This is a genomic window from Ruegeria sp. C6, assembly GCF_056537625.1.
The window spans coordinates 647,979-667,810 of record NZ_JBQFRW010000001.1 but is presented as its reverse complement, the minus strand read 5'-3'; the positions used below and the strand labels follow the sequence as shown (position 1 = coordinate 667,810).

Sequence of the window (19,832 nt, the reverse complement as noted above, 5' to 3'; positions counted from 1 at the left end):
GCCTGCTCCCCTTATCTGTTGCGATTGCCGCGGCCCAATGCGCGGCTCATCTGCGCCGCAATCTGCCCCTGAGAGCGGCGGAACCCCTGCACGTCCGGTGTTGAGATATTCATCACCACGTTGACCGCTCGCGCGCCGCCCTGTGACCGCACACCCAGCTTGCCATCGGCCCCGCGCGCCAGTGGCATGATCGCCTCGGGACCCGCCTCACCCATCAACCCGGTGCCGCCTCGCATCGGGAACATGGTTGGACTGCTAACGACCCCACCATTGGCAAACGGCATCACACGGCCCTGAGAAAAACTGCCTCCGTCCGCGAAGGGCAGAATCCCCTGAACCAACCCACCAACCCCGTTGGCCAGCATGCCGCCAAAATGATCCGTCACAGGTTTGATCGCCGCCGAATACGCCGTGCGGATCATCGAGTTCTTCAGCACATCCAGCGCGCCTGAAAGGTTCATTCCGTCCAGCACCACGCCATCAAACGCCTTGCGCAACCCGCCGGACATGCCACGCTCGAGCGTGGCCACATCCTTGCCGGTCTCTTCAAACGCGGCCTTGATCCGCCGCATCTGGCCATCAAATGCCGAGGCCATGGTCGCCGCATCGCCCAGCGCATCACCCAGCGCCTCTCCCCGCTCCTGCAGGTCGTCAAAACCATCACGATCCGTCATTACGCTCTCCTTGTGTCTTGTCCGGATAGGCCGCCAGCAGCGCATCCAGCCCTGCCCGGTTCATCGCGGGCATCCCGGCGCCCTGCCCCAGCATCAGCCGCAGCTCAGCCGGGGTCAGACGCCAGAACTGATCCGGCGTCAGCCGAAGGCCGAGGAACCCGGCCCGCATCAGTACGGCCCAGTCGAACCCGCTCACTCGGGCACCATGAAGGCCCGCGCCAGCAACTCGGCTGCCGCCTTGGCCCCCGCCATCGGCCCGCCCGCAATCTCGGCATGCAGCAGATCATCGCGGGTCACCTGAGACCCGCCGCCGCGCAGCCCGGCAACAAGCAACGCCAGCACATCGCCGCTGGAATACGCGCCACCCTCGAGCCGCTGCACCAGCTCGACCAGAGACCCGGCCTGCAGCTCTTGTTCCAATTCCGCCAAAGCACCCAATGTCAGCTTGAGCACCCGCTGCTCCCCATCGATTGTCAGCGCCACCTCGCCCGTCCACGGATTGGCCATCAGAGCGCCGTAAAGCTCAGCGCGCCGGCGCTTGCCATGCTCATCTCGTAGGTCGCCTCACCGTTATGCGAGCCCGCATATTCGATGCTGCTGACCTGAAACGGGCCTTCGACAATACCGAAATCGGGGATGATCACCTGAAAGCCGGGCGTCTCACCGTCAAAGAACAGCTGGCGCGCACGCTCATCTGTGCCCGCATCCTTGAACACGCCCGAGCCCGAAATAGCGGCCGATTTGACCCCGGCCCCCGACAGCAGCTCGCGCCACCCGCCCTGACTTTCCAGGCTGGTCACATCCACACTTTCCGCGTTGAAACTGATACGCGTGGCGCGCAGCCCCGCGATGGTCTCGAACAGGCCGGTGCCGTTCATATCCACTTTGACCAACAGGTCTTTTCCGTTCTGGGCAGCCATATGCTCTCTCCGTTGATTGCTTAGTCGTCTTCCACGCGGGCGCGGAATCTCAGATCGATCTGGCGGATCGCGCCGCCGGTTCCCGTGCGTCGGGCGCTAGCGCGTTCGAACCACAGCCCCACCAGATGGCCCCGGTCCAATGTCAACGCCGCGCCTTCCAGCGCGTCACACACTGCGCCCGCCAATGTCTTGGCCGCGCCAAAGCCCGCCGCTTCGGACACCACTGAGACCGTGAACCGATGCACCGCGCCTGCGCCCGTCCGGTCCGACGCGTCGCGCACCTCTTCCGGGCCAAGTGTCACGTAAGTTTGCGGCAACACTCCCGACGGCACCGCGTCATAGATCGCACCACCCGAAAGGGTGCTGACCTGCGCATCGCCCGCCAATTGTTGAAACACCGCCGCCTGCAAAGCGGCTGCAACGCCATAGCTCATGCGGCCACCTCTTCATCTGCGAAACAAGTCAGGTACTGGCCGCGTGGATCGCGCTCGGCCACTGCACGAATGACAAACCGGCGCGCCCCCTCAACAAATCGCTGATCAGGCGTGGGCCGCATGGATGATCCCTCAGGTGCGCCCCGGACTACGATCCGATAGCCAACCCGCGACACCGAGGCGCCACCGACCGCGCGTTCCGCCCCGCTACGTGCCGTCACCTCGGCCCAAAGCGCGCCCAGCGCAGCCCATGTCTCGGTATAGCCGCCCGCACCATCGGCACTACGGATCGGAGCCTCCAGCACCAGCTTGCGATTCAGTCGCGGCGCGCTCATTGCGTCACCCCCGCGCCGAAGCGCACAGTTCGATAACGCTGGATCAGACTGGTGACACCAAATGGCATGCACCCCGCGCCCAGCGCCGTCTCATCGCGGTATTCGTAGTAATGCGCCGCCAGCAGCAGCACCGCCTGCCCAAGGTCAGCGGGCAGCCCGCCCCAATCCGTGGCCATCCCGACAGTGAAGGCAATCTTCACCGAGCCGCCGGTCTGCACCCTTGGCAAACAAGCGCCAACCGGACGCAACCTAGGGCGCTGCATGTCGCGCTCCAAACGGTAAGCTTCGGCATCCACAAGCGTGTCGGTCCCCGCCGCATCCGTCAGCGTGATCGCAGCAACCGAGACCACCGGGGCCACCGGCAGCACTTCACCTGCTGGATCGCGCCAACCGTTCAGGCTCCACGAGAAATCCCGTTCGATCAGCACCTTACCGGTGCGCGCCTCAATCGCCGCAATGGCCGCACGCAGAAAGCCATTCAACACCTCGTCCTGCACATTGCCCTCGGCAAACCCCGTGCCCAGCCGCAGATGCGCCTTGAACTGATCCACCGGCAGCGCCGCATCCGCGATGGCGGTTTCTTCGATCAACATCATCCATTCACTCCGCAATCTCGGACCCCTCCGGGGCCGTATCCTTGGAAAATGACGGGCACGCGCCGCCCCACGTTGCTCGGACGGAGGGGAGCAGCTAGACAACGCGGGGGATCTCACCCCGGCCCGCGCCCGCCGCCCGAGGGGCCTTGCAGCCCCCCGGATCCGCCACCGCTTAGGCGATGCCGAATTTCAGCAGTTTGATTGCAGCAAAATCGCTCACATCACCGCCCACGCGCTTGGTCGCGTAGAACAGGACATGCGGCTTGGCGCTGAACGGATCGCGCAGCACGCGCAGATCGGGACGTTCGGCTATGGTGTAGCCCGACTGGAAGTCACCGAAGGCAATCGAATAGCTGTCGGTCGCCGCATCCGGCATGTCCTCGGCAATCAGCACCGGATAGCCCATCAGACGCGCAGGCTCACCAGCGGCTAGGCCATCCGACCAAAGGAAGCGGCCATCGCTGTCCTTCAGCTTGCGGATCAGACCCGCGGTTTTCGAGTTCATCACGAAAGTGCCGTTCACCCGGTACTGCGCGCCCAGCGCATAGACCACGTCCACAATCGCATCCGCATCGACGCCACCATCAATGCCCGACGCGACATAACCCAGGCTATCCCAGCCCCAGCTGCCGTTTTCCATCGTACGATGGGTCAGGATACCCTTGGGCTTGTCCACACCATCACCATTGATGAACGCCGCCGCCTCGGCCCGTGCAAACTTGTCGGCGATGCGACCGGCCAGCCAGCCTTCGACGTCAAACGCACTGTCATCCAACAGACGCTGCGACGCTTTGGGCAGCGCGCTCAGCTCGTGCAGCGGGATCGAGATACGGTCAATCGACGGCGTACCAGTTTCCGCTGTGGCGGAGTTTTCATCAGCCCAGCCCGCACCCACATCCGTGTGGTCAATCAGAACGTCAAATGAGTTCGCCTCGACATTTACCACTGACACAATCGAACGGATCGAAGCGGTCGAATTCAGTACCGATTTGATCGCCTCAGCGGTCTGCGGATCAACCAGAAATCCGCCATCACTGTTCACCGCCGTCGACAAAGATTTCGATTCCATCTCCAGCCCGCGCAGCCCGTCATCCTCGCCCGAACGCACATAGGCGTCAAAGGCCTTCTGATGCGGTGCGCCGTCCTCGATCGAGGCCGCAAGATGCGGGCGCGCCGCGATGGTTGATTTACGATCCAGCATGGTCAGTCGCTCTTCTGTCTGTTGCAGTTTGGTTTTAACTTCAGCCTTCAGGCCCTTGAATTCATTCACGAAGCCAGCCATCGCCTGCTTCACCTCCTGAACCAGGGGTTCACCCTCTCCGGTCAAGGCCGGAGTCTCGGTCTTGCTCATCAGCACTTCCTTTTTCGGGGTGGAATTGAGGCGCGCTAGGTCCGCGCCAGCTCCTGCCGAGCGTCGTCGAACACCTCGGCAATACTGCGCCAGGTGTTCTCGGCCTCAGGGTCCGTCCCCTTCGCCGCCACCCGCGCACTGGGCAGCATCGGGAAGGTCACCAAAGACACCTCCCACAGCTCCAGTTCGGTCAGGACCCGCTGGCCCTTGTCATTTTTAACAGCCCGCTTGGTGCGATAACCAATCGACAGGCCATCGATCGCGCCCGCCCGGATCAACTCCGCCGCCTCGCGGCCCTTCTGCGTGCTCTCCAGCAAGCGCCCTTTGACCCACAGGCCAGTGTCGTCCTCGCGCACCTCGTCCCAGACGCCGATGGGCTGTGCCGGATCGTGCTGCCACAGCATCTTGACCCGCTGACCGGCCTTAGCGAGCCCGTCCAGCGAGCCGCGATACGCCCCGCGCTGCACCACATCACTGCCCTGATCAACCTGCCCAAACAGGCTGGCATAACCCTCGATCACCGCATCGTCGGACACCGACAAACCATCGCCAAAACGCGCGAATTTATGCTCCAACTCCATGAACTTCTCCATGTAACATACTGAACTTATGGCGTTACCACTAAGATAGACTGAAAGGCTTGCGCAAGGATCACGGCGGCCACGCCATAGACCGTCAGCCACAACCGCTTCTCCAGCCGCTCCATCATCTCTTCGATCTGATCCAGACGCCTGCACAGGTGCGCATGCTGGATCTCGGATACCCGCTCATGCGCCGCCAGGCGCAGACCCGGCGAGCAGTCGAACGGAGGATACCCCTCAGACATCCGCACGCTCAGGTAGCCCCAGCAACGCCCGCTTTTCAGCATCCGTCAGGAAATCGGCCCCATTGACCCGCGCCCATTGCGCATCGCGTTCCGCCGACAACGCAGGCACCTGATCCAGATCGGGTTTCAGCACCAGCTCTTCGCCGGTAAAGCCCACCAGCCATTCCGAAACCGCCGCCGCCACCCGCGTCACCAGGGGCAGCACGGTCAGGCGATAAAACGCCCGGTTGGCCTCCTGATAGTTCGAATAGGTCGCATCGCCTTGTATCCCCAACAACATTGGCGGGACCCCAAAGGCCAACGCGATCTCGCGGGCGGCGGCTTCCTTGGTCTTTTGAAACTCCATATCGGACGGTGAGAACCCCATCGGCTTCCAATCCAGCCCCCCTTCCAGAACCATCGGACGGCCCGCATTCCGCGCCCCGCGATAATTCTGCTCGATCTCATCGGACAGGCGGCGGAACTGATCCTCGGCCATTACCCCGTGGCCATCGCCTTTCCACACCAGCGCCCCCGAAGGCCGCGCCGCATTATCCAACAACGATTTCGACCACCGGGACGCGCTGTTATGCACATCAATCGCCATCGCCGCCGCCTGCATCGGCGAGAACCCATAGTGATCATCCTGCGGGTGGAACGACTTGATATGACAGATATTTTCCGCCGCAAACCGATGCGTCTTACCGCCCACTGCGTAATCATACGCCTTTGGCCACCCATCCGCCCCCGGCACCACGCTCATCCGGTCGGATCGCAGCACATGCAGTTCAACCGGCAGGCCCTCATCGGCCTGCACGGCCTCGACATAAGCATTGCCCGACAGCAGCAATTGCCCAAACAAGGCCTCCATCAACTCCGCCCGCCCCTGCGCCGCATTCGGACGACGCATCAGCGACAGGATCGGATGAACATCAAACCGTTGCGCTAGATCCTGCAACACCAAAGGCAACGCCGCCGCCGCCTCGGCAATCAACTTGACCGAGCGAAACCCCACCGGATTCCCCGAAAACCCCGTCCGCGTCAGCGACACCGCATCCCGAGGGCTCCACGCCACGCGCCCACCCGTCTGCCACGCCACAACCGGCCCCGCCGCGCTCGCCTTCACCTCGGGCGCCTCGCCAGCCGATCCACGACGCAAGAAATCGAATACCATCTGTGCTCCTTTCTGCCGCCGCTCTGCTCGGCTTGTTGAAAGGAGTTATGACGGAAAGAAGTTTAAGCCCCGGGAATGATGCGTACGGGGGGTGGGCAACGGACAGAAATGATCATTAATCTCGTCTACTAGAGCCAATTACTTTAGCCAGCATTTCTCTCCAACGGCTCGCCTCAAACCCGCCGATGTTTCCAAACTTGAAGTACCAAACACCCGCGGCAAAACACCGATAAGCATCCTCCATTTCGGCGTCAGTACTATCATGAACTGAAACGACCAAATTTTGTGTACGAGAGCCGTCTTGCACCAACAGTTTGAAGCCTTGAACATAACAAATGTCAGTATTGGTAGGCAGATTAACTACTGCATCAACCAATTCTCTAGGAAACTGCTCGAGGGCTTTGATAGAAACTCTATCATTCTCAATAAAACCGCGTCCGGAAGCAAAGAAAAAGCTAAGTTCAGCATCCTGGGCGTTAGGCTCAGATCCTACTTTTTCTTGATTGTCCAAAATCTGAACCGCAGTGGCGATGGAGTGAATACCAGCCTGATCACCGCTGTCCTCAACCCGCAAAACGAATGTGAATTTCCCGTAAGGGCTGCCCAGAAGTTGCGCCGATGCCAAGACGGGAAATACGGCGATGCACGTCAGAAGATAGCCCAGAATCCTATTGCTACTCATTTGACTTTACTCGCATTCAGCCCAATTCCGAGGCAGGTAAACGCTGCCGACAAAGATATGCAAGTCGGGACTAACAGTAACAGAACGCAGAAGAAGCATTATCTCTTACAAAGCCCTTACCCGAGGACGCCGATGCGCCCCTGCTGGCCCCACCACCAACTCATGCAGCGCCCTGACCGGCGCGTCGACCCGATCAGGCCAATCCTGTCCCTGAATCCATCATGGCCAATTGTAAGGCTTAGCGGCTTGCTGGACACTTAACTTAAATCCTTTGCAATCACCGCCAAGTTCTTGTGATTTCATGCCACGGCAATTGTCTGCGTTTCACATGCCCCCACGTGTGCTTCAAATTGAAGAGGCCACCCGATGAATGAAAACGAACCTGTGCCGTCCGGACACTCCGATACAAACAATAACTGGACCAAGGAACCGACCGCTGCCGACAAACACGTCTATGAGGTGTTTGCCTCCAACGTAGTCGTTCTTGTGCAGCTGCTTGATGACTACAAAACAATGATGTCGCCGGATGTCCACGCAAGGCTGTTTTCTTCGCTGCTGACGTTGTCCCGGTTGCTCGGCGAATACGAGGACAGTTGGAATCAAGAGTACCCAACGTCCTGAACCTGAATGCGCCCAGCGAAAGAGCAGCCCTTAAGGCGAAATATGATTGTTTGTAGAGCAACCCTCAAAGTGCTCACAAACTCCGCACCTTGGGCCGCCGAAACGCCCCCGCAGGTGCCACAACTAACTCATGCAGCGCCCAGACCAACGCGTCGACCCGGTCGGGTGAGCCCTGCCCTTCGAACCCGCGCGCGGTCATCTGGCACATCTGCTCCTCTAGCGCATCCAGCCCGGCCACATGGCTTACCCGCCCCTGTTCGTACAGCGCCGCCACAGGCTCAGCCCGCGCGACCTTGCCGCGCGACGCCCGCACCGCGCGATAAGGCACCAAAGGGTCCACCTGCCGCACGACCTCTTCCACCAGTTGCCCGCCCTGATTGACCTCGGCCACCAGTCGTTCGGCCCCAAACTCGCCCATCGCGTCAATCGCCGCCTGCGCCCAGCCCGCCGGGCCAACGCCCTGCACCGTCCGGTCAGCCAGCACATAGGCCCGCCAGTCCTCGGGCGGCCCCTGCAACTGAGCACCAACGACCACGATCCCGCAGGCATCCGCATCCGACCCCGTCGTCACCGCCGGGTCCAGCGCCACGACAACCCGGTCCAATGCGCGCACCTGCGCACAGCGTGCCGCCTCCAGCATCGAACCCGTCCACAACGCCCCCTCGGCGTCCGACAATAGCACCCCGTCCAACTCCTGCCGCCCCAGCCGCGTGCCCGCGTAACGCGCGCGCACCTCCTGCAAAAACGAGTCCGCCAGATTGGCCCGGTTCGCCTCGGTCGGCGCGTGGGTCTGCACGGTCGACGGCGACGCCAGCAAATCCTTCAAAACCTTCACATTGCGCGGCGTCGTGGTCACACAGACCCGCGGCCGTTCCCCCAGCCGCAGCGCAAATTGCAACATATCCCAGGTCTCGCCCGCCTTCTTCCACTTGGCCAGCTCATCCACCCAGGCCGCATCGAATTGCGGCCCCCGCAGCCCCTCGGGATCATGCGCCGAAAACGCCTGCGCCTCGGACCCGTTAGGCCAAACCAGCTTGCGTTCAGACGCCTTCCAAACAGGCCGCCGATCCGGCGGTGAACACTGCAATATCCCGCTATCCCCAAAGATCATCACATCGCGCACCTGATCAAATGTCTCACCGACCAGAGCCACACGACACGCCTGCCCCCGATCCAGAGGCAATGACCCCTCGACCACCGACCGCACCCACTCGGCCCCCGACCGCGTCTTACCGGCCCCGCGCCCGCCCATGATCACCCACGACCGCCAGTCGCCCTCGGGCGGCAACTGATGCGGCAGCGCCCAGAACTCGAACAGGAAAGGGAGGGCACACAGCCCCCCCTCCCCGATCTCACTCAGAAATCTGTCCTGCACCGCAGCAGGCGCGGAGGCGAGCCAGCCTGCACCCGATCTCAGATCGTGCCCGATCAAGGTCGAGCGCATAGCCCCCTTGGGCAATTCCGGCTTGTCTGTGATGTTGTTCGACAAAGCTTGTCTCCACTTTCTGGCAACTGCGGATCAGCCCCTCTAGCTGACCCAGTTGCTTGCCTGTTCCGGCAAGGTTTGCATCCTCCCCGGCACCGATCTGTTTTCGCAGTTCTTCCGCTGCTTGGCGCAGATCGCGAATGGATCTTTCGAGCGACTGCAACAAATCAGCCGTCTGAGAAATCCGCTCTTCCGGGGTAATCAAAGTCATGTTTGCCTGTGACCTCATGCGTGAGTTTTTCCGCACGAGAGAAACGAAAAACGACCGCCGGGTCGCCCCGGGGCCGTTGCCCACCTCTTCTAGCATGACATAATTCGTACCAAGAAAAGCGCGCAAAGTCAACGCGTTACGCAACGAAGATGCAACACCCGGCGTCCGATCCGTTAACGATCAGCCCCGCATGACCTCAAGAAACGCAGCGCTTACGATCAAAGCCGCACCCAATGCTTCTCTCATCCCAAACGGCTCGCCCGAGAAGACCGCCGCCGAGATCAGGCCCACCACAACTTCGCTCATCAGCAGTAGACCAACGCGTGCCGGGGTAAGCTTGGTTGCGGGCCAAATCGTCAGAAAAAACATCGGCAAGGTGTACAGGACCGACAGCAACGCGACCGGGCCGATACGTATAACCATCTCGCCGACTGCCTCTGATGACGCCAAACCGCCGCTGAATGGAACGCTCAGCAGAGACAACACCAAAGCGCCTGAAACAAAGGCAAAAACCTGCCCCGGAACAGAGATACCGGACGTCCGATAAAGCCCCAGCGATCCCATCGCCCAAGTGATCCCCGAGATCAGGGCCAGCCAGTCTCCAGTATTGCGCGGCCAAGGAAACCCCTGTTCTCCGCCAAGCACGATGAACATGCCACCCAGACCGCAGAGTAAGCCCAGCACGCGCGCCGGGCCAAGACGTTCACCCAGAAACACCATTCCAAGGATCGTTCCCCAGACCGGTGTCAGATAGAACAGCAGGATTGACCGGACGACATCTGTGTAAACCAGACTGATGGTAAACAAGCTGAACGCAGCACCGGTGAACATCCCGCTCAAGATCAGCCCGCGCCAGTCTTTCAAAAGCGCTTGCCGTTCGCGCATCAGGAAAGGCGTCAGTACGATCAACGCCGAGGTGTACATCACAATACCGGGCCATGGGCCATCCAGTCCTTGGTCGACAAAGTAGCGAACCGGAATCCAGTACAGCCCCCACATCATCCCGCCGATGACAAGGGCGACGCTGGCGGTCCTCAAATCCGCTCCGTGTAAAGCTCTGAATGTCATGACCCGACTCATAAAACCTTCCGAACCGTATCTGGCAAACGCGCAACCCGCGCAAGCTTATGGCCGACACGGCGCTTGACAATCGCGACCGCAAGGCGCATGTGCCCCTCAAACAACGCTACCGCGTGAGCACGTGGGCGACACCGCCCCCAACAGCGCCCGATTCACCCATAGTTCCCCATCACGCAGGGTTCTTGACGCGACAATCAGATGCTGCAGGGAACGCCTGCACGTCCTGAGGTTTCGCACAACCCCTGCCGGTCGCGGAAGCGGCCCATCACGACTTGCCCGTGGACCTTTGCCTCGGGCTGTAAAGGATAGTTATTTGTTCGACTTCGATATGCTGGGCCTTGCGCCCGCTCTAAATGATGCGCTCAAACGCGCCAACTTCACTCAACCGACCCCGATCCAGAACCAGGCGATCCCGCTGGCCCTGAATGGTCACGATATCCTTGGCCTCGCCCAGACCGGTACAGGTAAGACATTGGCCTTTGGCCTGCCGCTGATCGACCATCTGCTGGCCCAGCCCGGCAAGCCCGATCCCAAAACCGCCAAGGCGCTGATCCTTGCGCCCACCCGCGAGTTGGTCAACCAGATCGCCGACAGCCTTCGCAACTTAACCAAGAAAACCAAGATCCGCGTCGCGACCGTGGTTGGCGGTCAGTCGATCAACAAGCAGATCATGTTTCTGGCGCGCGGCACCGACATTCTTGTCGCCACCCCCGGTCGCCTGATCGACCTGATGGATCGCGGTGCGGTTAATCTGGGTTCAGTCAAGCACCTCGTACTGGACGAGGCTGACCAGATGCTCGATATGGGCTTCATCCATGCCCTGCGTCGGATCGCGCCGGAACTGGGCACGCCGCGCCAAACCATGCTGTTCTCAGCCACCATGCCGAAGCAAATGGAAGAGCTCAGCCGTGCCTATTTGACCAACCCGCAACGGGTGCAGGTCTCGCCCCCCGGCAAAGCAGCCGACAAGATCACGCAGTCGATCCACTTTGTTGAAAAGCCTGCAAAACCCGCCAAACTGCGCGAGATCCTCTCGGCTGACATGGACGCGCTGACGCTGGTCTTTTCTCGTACCAAACACGGAGCGGAAAAGCTGATGAAGGGGCTTGTCGCCGATGGCTACAATGCAGCCTCGATCCACGGCAACAAAAGTCAGGGCCAGCGCGACCGCGCAATCAAGGCGTTCCGCGCCGGTGAGGTCAATGTTCTGGTCGCTACCGACGTCGCCGCGCGCGGCATCGATATTCCGGGCGTGGCCTATGTGATCAACTACGACCTGCCCGAGGTACCGGACAACTATGTCCACCGCATCGGCCGCACCGCTCGTGCAGGCCGCGAGGGCGAGGCCATTGCCTTCTGCTCGGCGGAAGAGGTCGACCTGCTGCGTCAGATTCAGAAGCTGATGAAGATCGAAATCCCGGTCGCCAGCGGTGAGATGCCTGAAGCAATCTCACCAAAGAAAACCCCGCGCCGTCCAAGCAACCGCCGTCGCGGCCCGAAACCTCAGCACTCTGGTGCGCCCAAACCGGGCGGTCAGAGACGCCGCCGACCGCGTCGCGCGAAAGCGGCCTGAATAAGAAACGGCCCGGTCGATTGACCGGGCCGTTGCTTTATCGGGGTCAGAGATTCGTGTTGTACAAGTCGGACAAAGTGCCGCTTCAAACCTGCACAACACGGACGATTGAATCAGTTCCCGGAATTCCGCTCAGCCTCGATCTCACGCCACTTTGCGACGTTGCGATTGTGCTCTTGCAGGGTCTCGGCAAAGGCATGACCACCGGTTCCGTCCGCAACAAAGAAGATGAAATCCGTGTTGTCAGGTGCCACCGCAGCCTCAAGGCTCGCAAGACCCGGATTGGCAATCGGGGTGGGTGGCAGCCCTTCGATGACATAGGTGTTCCAAGGCGTCGCACCGCGCAGTTCGCTTTGCCGCAAACCGCGACCCAAAGTACCCTGCCCTTTGGTTACACCATAGATCACCGTCGGGTCTGTCTGCAGCCTCATACCTTGGTTCAGACGGTTAACGAAAACGCTGGCTACCTGGCCACGCTCTTCCGGCTGACCTGTTTCTTTTTCGATGATCGAAGCCAAAATCAGCATCTCTTCGGGGCTGTTCAGAGGTAAACCATCCTGACGCCCCTCCCACGCTGCGTTGATTCTAAGCTGCTGTTTTTCCTGCATTTCAGCAAGAATTGCATTCCGATCTTCACCGGGTCTGACCTCATAACTGTCAGGGGCCAACATCCCTTCAGCGGGCAAATCGGCTACTTCGCCGGTTAGCAAATCCATCGCCTTTAGCGACTCAACAATCTGCCAACTGGTGACGCCTTCAGCTAACGAGATGCGATAACGCGTATCCGCCTCACCGCGTTTTTCTGCATAAACTTCCGGGGCGTCCTCTTCGCCGATCACAAAGGAAGCCACCTCATCAAAATCCAGAGTCGCCGGGTTCAGCTCCCGCACGCGGGTCTGCATACGGGTCACGCCAATGCGGTATTCGATCTCGGTCCCGCAAGTGCTGGCGCCGCTATGAGTTATGTCGTCGACGATTTGCTCCATCGACGCGCCTTCGCGAACCAGAAAGCTACCCGCTTTCAGCTGCTGAGATTTGTCTGTGTAATCAGCAGCTAAGCGGAAAATCAACCCGCTGCTGATCGCACCTTGATCCTCGAGGTCACGGCTGACCCGTGTCATGTTGGAGCCTGGCTTTACCTGCAGGCAGATCGCGGTTTCCAGCGGTCCTTCGGACTTGTATTGCGACTGCCCCCACAGGACGACACCGCCCATCAGGAACAGCCCAACGATCAGTATTGTCAACGCGTTCGAAGCGAGCGCTCGCCACATTTAGTTGACCTTTCCGAAGATCACACTTGCATTGGTGCCGCCGAAGCCGAACGAATTTGACAAGGCCACGTTGATCTCACGCTCTCGTTTTGCATTCGGTGCCAAGTCGATCGGAGTCTCCACCGCAGGGTTGTCCAGGTTGATGGTCGGCGGTGCAACCTGATCGCGGATCGCAAGGATCGAAAAGATCGCCTCAATCGCGCCAGCAGCGCCCAGCAGGTGACCGGTGGCCGATTTGGTCGAGGTCATAGTCGCATTGCTGGCATGATCGCCCAGCAGGCGCTCAACTGCACCCAGTTCAATTGTATCCGCCATGGTCGAGGTGCCATGCGCGTTGATGTAATCCAGATCCTTCGGTTCCAAACCTGCGCTGCGCAATGCGGCTTTCATCGAGCGCTCAGCCCCGTCGCCATCCTCAGACGGCGCGGTGATGTGGTAGGCGTCGCCGGACATGCCGTAGCCCAGAACCTCGGCATAGATCTTGGCACCGCGCGCTTTGGCGTGTTCGTAATCCTCAAGAACTACAATGCCTGCACCTTCGCCCATGACGAAACCGTCGCGGTCGATGTCATAGGGGCGGCTCGCTTTCTTCGGATCATCGGCGTATTTGGTCGACAGCGCCTTGCAGGCGTTGAAGCCGGCGATACCGATTTCGCAAATACAGCCCTCGCCGCCGCCTGCGATCATCACGTCTGCATCCCCGGCGCGGATGATGCGGCTGGCATCACCGATCGCATGGGCACCGGTCGAGCAAGCAGTCACGACCGAGTGGTTCGGCCCCTTGAACCCATGACGGATCGAAACCTGCCCCGAGGCCAGATTGATTAGCGCGCCCGGGATAAAGAACGGAGAAACCCTGCGCGGACCTTTGTCGCGGATCAGGTTGGCCGTGTTGGCAATTGATCCCAGCCCACCGATACCGGACCCAATCAGAACGCCAGTGCGCAGGCGGTCTTCTTCGTCTTCGGGCAGCCAATTGGCATCCTTGCAAGCCATCTCGGCTGCAGCGATGGAATATAGGATGAAATCCTCGATCTTGCGCTGTTCTTTCGGCGGCATCCAGTCGTCGGGGTTGAATGTCCCATTGGTGCCATCTCCGCGCGGCACTTCGCAGGCATAGGTCGTGGTGACCCCGCTTGCCTCGGCATCAAACTGCGTGATTGGTCCTGCGCCGGATTCTCCATCCAGCAGCCGTGACCATGTTTCCTCAACCCCACTGGCCAAAGGAGTGACCAATCCAAGACCGGTTACAACGACTCTGCGCATGAAGTGCCTCTTGCCTGCTTCCTGTTATGAGAACCGCTCATACCCCGGCCCGGGGTGCGGGGGCAAGAGCAACGGCATATTCTGAACCGGCATCCTTGTGCCGTAACCTGTTCAAATCCTCTGTCAATTGAGTTGAACGATGCCTGAAAAGCAAAAACCCGCCCTTCCTTCAACGGGAAAGGCGGGTCGTCTGGTACTGAAGTTTACTGGAACTCGGCGACTGGCTCGTGTGCCGATTGGGCGACTTCCAATGCTTCGGACAGATCGACGGACTTGCGGAACAGTGCCCGGCCAACGATCGCACCCGAAATATTCGAGATATAGGCGAGACGAGAGATATCGTCGCTGGTACGCACGACACCGCTGGCTATGATCGGTGTACGCGATTTTTCGGCCAGTCCTGAAATCAGACCCAGCTGCGCCTCGACGTCTTCCATATCGCTATCGATATCGGTCACCAGAATGGCAGCAAGAGGCGTATCCGCGAAAGCTTCGATGAAGGCTTCCGGGGTAAACGCACTTTGGCTGCGCCAACCTTCGGTCATCACTTGCCCTTGCCAAACATCAACCGCCAACACGATCTGGTCGGGATAAAGCTTGGCCAGTTCCTTAACCAACTGCGGGTCCCAGGCCGCAAGTGTGCCAATCACGATTCGACCGGCCCCTTTGTTGATCCAATGTTCAACATGCTCGCGGGTCCGCATCCCCCCTGCCAGCTGCACTGACATTTCAGAGGAGCGAATGATTTCTTCGATCAGTTCGGAATTGGTATCCCGGCCCTCGATCGCGTCAAAATCCGTAAGCTGCATCCATTCCGCTCCAGCCGCAGACCAGCCGCGCGCGGTCTCGACTGGATCTACATGCCAGATCATCGCTTCATCCAGACGCCCCTTGTCCAGCGTAACGCACCGACCGTTCTGCAACTCCATCGTGGGGTAAATCATCATGATTCATATCCTCCGCTGAATCATTCCGTAATTCCACGATAGCATAGAGTCTCAGTTTGCCGCTTTGTTTCACAAGATCGGCAAAGCTCGTCCATTTTGCGGCATCGCACTGCCTAATGCGTTTCACACCCGTGTAGGAGGTCCGTCACGGCGAAACAGATGAACGGGGGTGCCGCGGTATTCAGCTTCGCGCAACAGCTTGTAGCCCAGCTTTTCAGCCAATCGCTGTGAGGCTGCATGGTCCGCGTCGATCAGCGCAACCAACGGGCCCGGAATGATCCGGTCGAACCAGTCGTGCGCCGCCTGCGCGGCCTCACACCCGTATCCTTGCCCCTGCATGTCAGGGGCCAGAACCCAGCCGGCTTCGGGAAAACCATCGAAATCATCGCCCAGAGACCGGTTGCCATAGAAGAACCCGGCTTGCCCGATCAGAGTACGATTCGACTGCAGCATCACACCCCATTGACCGAACCCGGTCATCTGCCAATGTCCAGCGTTGCGCAGGAAAGAATCCCACGCCTCGCCGCGCGTTTTCGGGGTGCCTCCGATATGGCGTACAACTTCGGGGTCGCGCCAGATTTCGGCGAACCGGTTGAAATCCTCGGGGCGCATTGCACACAAGGTCAGACGCGCCGTATTGATCATCGGGGTGGATCTTATCATGCCCTTGCCCGCTCAGAAACTTGCCTCAGGTGTCAGAGTGCGGAGCCTCAACGCCTCAAAGCAAGCGCGAAATGTGGCAGAGCATAAAAAACGGCGCTTCCGTTGCCCGGAAGCGCCGTTTTTGTCTCAGTCAGGTCAGCTTAGGAAGCTTCGCTGATGAATTTGACCGCGTCGCCAAAGGTCTGGATGGTCTCGGCTGCGTCGTCCGGAATCTCGATGCCGAACTCTTCTTCGAACGCCATTACCAGCTCAACGGTGTCCAGGCTGTCTGCGCCCAGATCGTCGATGAACGAGGCGTTTTCGGCAACCTTGTCCTCTTCAACACCCAGGTGCTCAACAACGATCTTCTTTACGCGATCTGCGACGTCGCTCATGTCTATTCCTCATTTCAATTTCAGGGCTGTCCGCCCGGTTCTGCCCTTGCCCGTTCGGGGTGGACTTGTTTTGCCCTTTCCGGGCGGTTTGGGTCCCGGGTCCCCGGGAAATCAGAGAACCGGCCCTTGGACCGGTTCCTGCGCATATGCGCCGCCTATAGCACAGACAACGCACAAGGCAAACGCTTTCGCGCCCACCCTGAATTGCGATTACAACATGGCCATACCGCCATTCACATGCAAGGTGCTTCCGGTAACATAACCTGCTTCAGGGCTTGCCAGATACAGCACAGCGGCTGCGATTTCCTGCGGATCACCCATACGACCGGCCGGAACCTTGAGCAGCAGACCCTTCTTTTGCTCATCCGTCAGCTTCTCGGTCATCGCGGTGGTGATAAAGCCCGGCGCAACCGCATTAACGGTAATGCCACGGGTCGCAACCTCATGCGCCAGCGCCTTGGAAAAGCCGATCATGCCGGCCTTGGAGGCAGCATAGTTCGCTTGCCCTGGGTTTCCGATCGCAGCCACAACGGACGAGACATTGACGATCCGACCCCAGCGCGCCTTCATCATGCCCCTGATCACGCCTTTGCACAGCTTCATCGTTGCGGTCATGTTCACGTCGATCACGCTCTGCCATTCTTCATCCGACATGCGCATGAACAGGTTATCGCGTGTGATGCCTGCGTTGTTCACCAGAATATCAACCGAGCCCATCGCCTCAGCCGCTTGTTTCGGCAGGGCCTCGACGGCTTCGGGATCGCTCAGGTTACACGGCAAGACATGCGCACGATCGCCAAGGCTGTCGGCCAGAGCTTGCAGAGGCTCCACGCGCGTTCCGGAAAGGCCAACAGTTGCACCAGCGTCGTAAAGCGCGCGGGCGATATCGCCGCCAATACCACCCGAAGCACCGGTGATTAGCGCATTCTTACTTGTCAAATCAAACATCTATGTTTCCTCTCTGGCCGCCGAATCCGGCGGCTGTCCCTTGTTCATGCGCCGGGGTTAACGGCTTTTTGTACATCTTCAGGCGCCCCGACCGCTGTGCACGCCAATGCTCGATCGATCTTGCGGATCATTCCCGACAGAGCTTTGCCCGCGCCGATCTCCCACGCTTCGGTCACACCCTGCGCGACCATGTACTGTACGCTCTCACGCCACCGAACCGAGCCGGTGACCTGTTCCACCAGCAACTGACGGATCATATCTGGATCAGCCACAGCTTCGGCGCGAACATTCGCAACCAAAGGCACGGCAGGCGCTTTGATTTCAACCGAGGCCAAAGCCTCTGCCATTACATCTGCCGCAGGCTGCATCAGCGCACAGTGAAATGGAGCACTTACCGGCAACATAATTGCACGCTTGGCACCTTTTTCCTTGGCGATCTCGGCTGCGCGCTCAACAGCGGCCTTTGAACCAGACACAACAATCTGGGTCGGGTCGTTGTCATTGGCTGCCTGACAGACCTCATCTTGCGCGGCCTCGTCCGCAACGGCGCGCACCGCTTCAAGATCGAGCCCCAGAATGGCGGCCATTGCGCCCTCGCCCACCGGCACTGCACTTTGCATGGCCTGCCCGCGCGTCCGCAGCAGGCGGGCAGTATCGGCAACCGTCAAGGCTCCGGCCGCAGCCAGCGCCGAGTATTCACCCAGCGAGTGACCCGCCACATAAGATGCTATTGAAATCGAAACGCCTTCGGCCTCAAGTGCGCGCATTGCGGCCATCGAGGTTGCCATCAGCGCGGGCTGTGCATTCTGAGTCAGGGTCAGCTCTGCGATATCGCCGTCCCAGATCAGATCGCTCAGTTTTTCGCCCAAGGCCTCATCGACCTCATCGAAAACGGCGCGGGCGGCTGGATATGCCTCAGCCAAGGCCTTGCCCATTCCGATGGTCTGGGCGCCCTGCCCGGGGAAAACAAACGCGCGTGTCATTGGTGCCTCTTGCGTGACGTCAGATTTCGGCGGGGTTTAAACTGACAATCGGCGCGGCACAAGCATTGCCTGCGTTCTGCATCAGGACACCTTTACTGTGCATTTCTCTGTCTTGTGTCCACACGGCATCCATTTAACTTACCCTCAATTCAGAAACTCGGAGAGCCAATCGATGCCCCTTACCAACACCCGGTCCAGCTATGGTGGTGTAACCAAAGCATTTCACTGGCTGACCGCACTACTGATCCTGACGGCTCTGCCGCTGGGCTGGTTCGCGAACCAATTGGCCCATGCGATTTACGATCCGAGCATTCCCACGACCGAGGATGACATCGCCCGCGCCGCCCAGCTGTTTTCACTGCACAAAACCATTGGTGTTACCGTGTTCTTCGTCGCACTGGCCCGAATCCTTTGGGCTGTTACCCAGACGAAGCCGGGCTTGCTGAACGCTGAAAACAAACCCGAGGCCTTCGCCGCCGAAACTGTGCACTGGCTGCTGTACGGCTCGCTTGTACTGGCTCCGCTCAGCGGCTGGATCCACCACGCCGCCACCGACGGCTTCGCGCCGATCCTATGGCCCCTTGGTCAGAACCTGCCGCTTATTCCGAAGTCAGCTTTCCTTGCCGACATCAGCGCCAGCCTGCATTGGCTTTTCGTCTGGGCCCTGGGTGTGGCGCTCGTGCTGCACATAGCGGGCGCGCTGAAACACCATGTCGTGGACAAAGACAGTACCCTGCGCCGTATGCTGCCCGGCCAATCGGACGCGCCGGAACCCCCGGCGCAGCACCATTCCATTGTTCCCGCCTTCGCCGCCTTGGCAATCTGGGGCGCGGTGCTGGTCGGAGGTTGGTCCACCGGTGTCTTTGACGACCAGTCCAAAGCAACCGAAGACACGGCCGAACTTGCGCAAGTTCAATCGGAATGGGAGGTCGAAGACGGATCCCTGTCGATTACTATCTCGCAATTGGGCAGTCCCGTAAGCGGCGAGTTTGCTGACTGGACTGCAGCGATAGCGTTTGAGGATCCCGCCGAGCCGGGGTTGGCCGGTTCCGTCGATGTAACGATTGCCATTGGTTCACTCAGCCTCGGCACAGTCACCGACCAAGCGATGGGTGCGGATTTCTTTGACAGTGCGCAGTTTCCTACGGCTCAATTTAAGGCCGACCTGTTCAAAACGGATGCGGGTTATGAGGCGCGAGGACCTCTGACAATCCGGGACAAATCTATCGATGTCGTCCTGCCATTTACGCTGGAACTGGCCGACGATGCAGCGACGATGTCGGGGAATCTGGAACTCAACCGAATGGATTTCGACGTTGGAACATCGCAACCCACCGAAGATTCGTTGGGGTTCACGGTTATCGTGGCAGTCGAATTGACGGCAGAACGCGACAACAAATAAAAAACCGCCGGGGCGCATAACCCCGACGGTTTCTTT

General features: G+C 59.9%; 24 protein-coding genes. 3 read left to right on the top strand and 21 right to left on the bottom strand.

What is annotated here, in order from left to right:
• Positions 1–11: 11 nt before the first annotated feature.
• The 12 genes from ACR0MJ_RS03310 to ACR0MJ_RS03255 form a co-directional block, all read right to left on the bottom strand.
• Positions 12–674, bottom strand: coding sequence for a phage tail tape measure protein (locus ACR0MJ_RS03310; protein ID WP_170403101.1), 663 nt, complete (start codon positions 672–674; stop codon positions 12–14).
• Entirely contained in the window at positions 661–870 is a 210-nt protein-coding gene (locus ACR0MJ_RS03305; RefSeq protein ID WP_170403104.1) for a rcc01693 family protein, read from the bottom strand. The genes ACR0MJ_RS03310 and ACR0MJ_RS03305 overlap by 14 nt, the downstream gene beginning before the upstream one ends.
• A complete protein-coding gene (locus ACR0MJ_RS03300; RefSeq protein ID WP_480759191.1) occupies positions 867–1,181 on the bottom strand; it encodes a gene transfer agent family protein in 315 nt (104 codons plus the stop codon). The genes ACR0MJ_RS03305 and ACR0MJ_RS03300 overlap by 4 nt, the downstream gene beginning before the upstream one ends.
• A complete protein-coding gene (locus ACR0MJ_RS03295; RefSeq protein ID WP_170396490.1) occupies positions 1,181–1,594 on the bottom strand; it encodes a phage major tail protein, TP901-1 family in 414 nt (137 codons plus the stop codon). Before ACR0MJ_RS03295 ends, ACR0MJ_RS03300 begins: the two co-directional genes overlap by 1 nt.
• 20 nt (positions 1,595–1,614) lie before the next feature.
• Entirely contained in the window at positions 1,615–2,028 is a 414-nt protein-coding gene (locus ACR0MJ_RS03290) for a DUF3168 domain-containing protein (RefSeq protein WP_170422219.1), read from the bottom strand.
• The gene (locus tag ACR0MJ_RS03285; protein ID WP_170422221.1) at positions 2,025–2,363 is read right to left on the bottom strand and encodes a head-tail adaptor protein; all 339 of its coding nucleotides are present in this window, start codon (positions 2,361–2,363) and stop codon (positions 2,025–2,027) included. The genes ACR0MJ_RS03290 and ACR0MJ_RS03285 overlap by 4 nt, the downstream gene beginning before the upstream one ends.
• A complete protein-coding gene (locus ACR0MJ_RS03280; RefSeq protein ID WP_170396484.1) occupies positions 2,360–2,959 on the bottom strand; it encodes a head-tail connector protein in 600 nt (199 codons plus the stop codon). The genes ACR0MJ_RS03285 and ACR0MJ_RS03280 overlap by 4 nt, the downstream gene beginning before the upstream one ends.
• Before the next feature lie 172 nt (positions 2,960–3,131).
• Entirely contained in the window at positions 3,132–4,310 is a 1,179-nt protein-coding gene (locus tag ACR0MJ_RS03275) for a phage major capsid protein (protein WP_170403117.1), read from the bottom strand.
• A gap of 35 nt (positions 4,311–4,345) precedes the next feature.
• Positions 4,346–4,891, bottom strand: a complete 546-nt coding sequence (locus tag ACR0MJ_RS03270; RefSeq protein ID WP_480759188.1) for an HK97 family phage prohead protease — start codon at positions 4,889–4,891, stop codon at positions 4,346–4,348.
• 26 nt (positions 4,892–4,917) lie between these two features.
• Complete coding sequence (locus tag ACR0MJ_RS03265) at positions 4,918–5,136, bottom strand: GTA head formation protein, RCAP_rcc01685 family (protein ID WP_480759186.1); 219 nt, start codon at positions 5,134–5,136, stop codon at positions 4,918–4,920.
• Positions 5,129–6,289: a phage portal protein gene (locus ACR0MJ_RS03260; RefSeq protein ID WP_170403126.1), complete on the bottom strand. Its 1,161-nt coding sequence runs from the start codon at positions 6,287–6,289 to the stop codon at positions 5,129–5,131. The genes ACR0MJ_RS03265 and ACR0MJ_RS03260 overlap by 8 nt, the downstream gene beginning before the upstream one ends.
• A 115-nt stretch (positions 6,290–6,404) precedes the next feature.
• Positions 6,405–6,914, bottom strand: coding sequence for a hypothetical protein (locus ACR0MJ_RS03255; RefSeq protein WP_480759182.1), 510 nt, complete (start codon positions 6,912–6,914; stop codon positions 6,405–6,407).
• A 423-nt stretch (positions 6,915–7,337) separates the two neighbouring features.
• Here ACR0MJ_RS03255 and ACR0MJ_RS03250 point away from each other — a divergent pair, with 423 nt between their 5' ends.
• Positions 7,338–7,592, top strand: a complete 255-nt coding sequence (locus ACR0MJ_RS03250) for a hypothetical protein (RefSeq protein WP_170598023.1) — start codon at positions 7,338–7,340, stop codon at positions 7,590–7,592.
• Between the two features lie 73 nt (positions 7,593–7,665).
• Here ACR0MJ_RS03250 and ACR0MJ_RS03245 read toward each other — a convergent pair whose 3' ends face one another.
• Complete coding sequence (locus tag ACR0MJ_RS03245) at positions 7,666–9,036, bottom strand: DNA-packaging protein (RefSeq protein WP_480760274.1); 1,371 nt, start codon at positions 9,034–9,036, stop codon at positions 7,666–7,668.
• A 433-nt stretch (positions 9,037–9,469) separates the two neighbouring features.
• Complete coding sequence (locus ACR0MJ_RS03240) at positions 9,470–10,357, bottom strand: DMT family transporter (protein ID WP_480759176.1); 888 nt, start codon at positions 10,355–10,357, stop codon at positions 9,470–9,472.
• Between the two features lie 325 nt (positions 10,358–10,682).
• Here ACR0MJ_RS03240 and ACR0MJ_RS03235 point away from each other — a divergent pair, with 325 nt between their 5' ends.
• Entirely contained in the window at positions 10,683–11,942 is a 1,260-nt protein-coding gene (locus tag ACR0MJ_RS03235; RefSeq protein ID WP_170396469.1) for a DEAD/DEAH box helicase, read from the top strand.
• Positions 11,943–12,055: 113 nt separating this feature from the next.
• On the opposite strand, the gene mltG is transcribed toward ACR0MJ_RS03235, so the two are convergent.
• The 7 genes from mltG to fabD form a co-directional block, all read right to left on the bottom strand.
• On the bottom strand, positions 12,056–13,213 hold the full coding sequence (gene mltG / locus ACR0MJ_RS03230; protein ID WP_480759174.1) for an endolytic transglycosylase MltG: 1,158 nt from the start codon (positions 13,211–13,213) through the stop codon (positions 12,056–12,058).
• Complete coding sequence (gene fabF / locus ACR0MJ_RS03225) at positions 13,214–14,479, bottom strand: beta-ketoacyl-ACP synthase II (protein WP_170403139.1); 1,266 nt, start codon at positions 14,477–14,479, stop codon at positions 13,214–13,216.
• A gap of 203 nt (positions 14,480–14,682) precedes the next feature.
• Positions 14,683–15,426, bottom strand: coding sequence for a 1-(5-phosphoribosyl)-5-[(5-phosphoribosylamino)methylideneamino]imidazole-4-carboxamide isomerase (locus ACR0MJ_RS03220; protein ID WP_170396463.1), 744 nt, complete (start codon positions 15,424–15,426; stop codon positions 14,683–14,685).
• Between the two features lie 123 nt (positions 15,427–15,549).
• On the bottom strand, positions 15,550–16,089 hold the full coding sequence (locus ACR0MJ_RS03215) for a GNAT family N-acetyltransferase (protein WP_170396461.1): 540 nt from the start codon (positions 16,087–16,089) through the stop codon (positions 15,550–15,552).
• Between the two features lie 140 nt (positions 16,090–16,229).
• On the bottom strand, positions 16,230–16,463 hold the full coding sequence (locus ACR0MJ_RS03210) for an acyl carrier protein (protein WP_008756330.1): 234 nt from the start codon (positions 16,461–16,463) through the stop codon (positions 16,230–16,232).
• 210 nt (positions 16,464–16,673) lie between these two features.
• Positions 16,674–17,411 (bottom strand): 3-oxoacyl-[acyl-carrier-protein] reductase, encoded by a 738-nt coding sequence (gene fabG / locus ACR0MJ_RS03205; protein WP_480759171.1) that lies wholly within the window; start codon positions 17,409–17,411, stop codon positions 16,674–16,676.
• 44 nt (positions 17,412–17,455) lie between these two features.
• The gene (gene fabD / locus ACR0MJ_RS03200; RefSeq protein WP_480759167.1) at positions 17,456–18,394 is read right to left on the bottom strand and encodes an ACP S-malonyltransferase; all 939 of its coding nucleotides are present in this window, start codon (positions 18,392–18,394) and stop codon (positions 17,456–17,458) included.
• Between the two features lie 172 nt (positions 18,395–18,566).
• Here fabD and ACR0MJ_RS03195 point away from each other — a divergent pair, with 172 nt between their 5' ends.
• Positions 18,567–19,796, top strand: a complete 1,230-nt coding sequence (locus ACR0MJ_RS03195; protein WP_170396455.1) for a cytochrome b/b6 domain-containing protein — start codon at positions 18,567–18,569, stop codon at positions 19,794–19,796.
• Positions 19,797–19,832 lie beyond the last annotated feature (36 nt).

Coding starts and splice junctions, on each gene's coding strand:
- ACR0MJ_RS03300 (WP_480759191.1), bottom strand. CDS start 1,181: ATGGCCAATCCGTGGACGGGCGAGGTGGCGCTGACAATCGATGGGGAG.
- ACR0MJ_RS03215 (WP_170396461.1), bottom strand. CDS start 16,089: ATGATAAGATCCACCCCGATGATCAATACGGCGCGTCTGACCTTGTGT.
- ACR0MJ_RS03275 (WP_170403117.1), bottom strand. CDS start 4,310: ATGAGCAAGACCGAGACTCCGGCCTTGACCGGAGAGGGTGAACCCCTG.
- fabG (WP_480759171.1), bottom strand. CDS start 17,411: ATGTTTGATTTGACAAGTAAGAATGCGCTAATCACCGGTGCTTCGGGT.
- ACR0MJ_RS03285 (WP_170422221.1), bottom strand. CDS start 2,363: ATGAGCGCGCCGCGACTGAATCGCAAGCTGGTGCTGGAGGCTCCGATC.
- fabF (WP_170403139.1), bottom strand. CDS start 14,479: ATGCGCAGAGTCGTTGTAACCGGTCTTGGATTGGTCACTCCTTTGGCC.
- ACR0MJ_RS03210 (WP_008756330.1), bottom strand. CDS start 16,463: ATGAGCGACGTCGCAGATCGCGTAAAGAAGATCGTTGTTGAGCACCTG.
- ACR0MJ_RS03240 (WP_480759176.1), bottom strand. CDS start 10,357: ATGACATTCAGAGCTTTACACGGAGCGGATTTGAGGACCGCCAGCGTC.
- ACR0MJ_RS03280 (WP_170396484.1), bottom strand. CDS start 2,959: ATGATGTTGATCGAAGAAACCGCCATCGCGGATGCGGCGCTGCCGGTG.
- ACR0MJ_RS03260 (WP_170403126.1), bottom strand. CDS start 6,289: ATGGTATTCGATTTCTTGCGTCGTGGATCGGCTGGCGAGGCGCCCGAG.
- ACR0MJ_RS03245 (WP_480760274.1), bottom strand. CDS start 9,036: ATGCGCTCGACCTTGATCGGGCACGATCTGAGATCGGGTGCAGGCTGG.
- ACR0MJ_RS03310 (WP_170403101.1), bottom strand. CDS start 674: ATGACGGATCGTGATGGTTTTGACGACCTGCAGGAGCGGGGAGAGGCG.
- ACR0MJ_RS03250 (WP_170598023.1), top strand. CDS start 7,338: ATGAATGAAAACGAACCTGTGCCGTCCGGACACTCCGATACAAACAAT.
- ACR0MJ_RS03195 (WP_170396455.1), top strand. CDS start 18,567: ATGCCCCTTACCAACACCCGGTCCAGCTATGGTGGTGTAACCAAAGCA.
- ACR0MJ_RS03265 (WP_480759186.1), bottom strand. CDS start 5,136: ATGTCTGAGGGGTATCCTCCGTTCGACTGCTCGCCGGGTCTGCGCCTG.
- ACR0MJ_RS03270 (WP_480759188.1), bottom strand. CDS start 4,891: ATGGAGTTGGAGCATAAATTCGCGCGTTTTGGCGATGGTTTGTCGGTG.
- ACR0MJ_RS03220 (WP_170396463.1), bottom strand. CDS start 15,426: ATGATGATTTACCCCACGATGGAGTTGCAGAACGGTCGGTGCGTTACG.
- mltG (WP_480759174.1), bottom strand. CDS start 13,213: ATGTGGCGAGCGCTCGCTTCGAACGCGTTGACAATACTGATCGTTGGG.
- ACR0MJ_RS03295 (WP_170396490.1), bottom strand. CDS start 1,594: ATGGCTGCCCAGAACGGAAAAGACCTGTTGGTCAAAGTGGATATGAAC.
- fabD (WP_480759167.1), bottom strand. CDS start 18,394: ATGACACGCGCGTTTGTTTTCCCCGGGCAGGGCGCCCAGACCATCGGA.
- ACR0MJ_RS03290 (WP_170422219.1), bottom strand. CDS start 2,028: ATGAGCTATGGCGTTGCAGCCGCTTTGCAGGCGGCGGTGTTTCAACAA.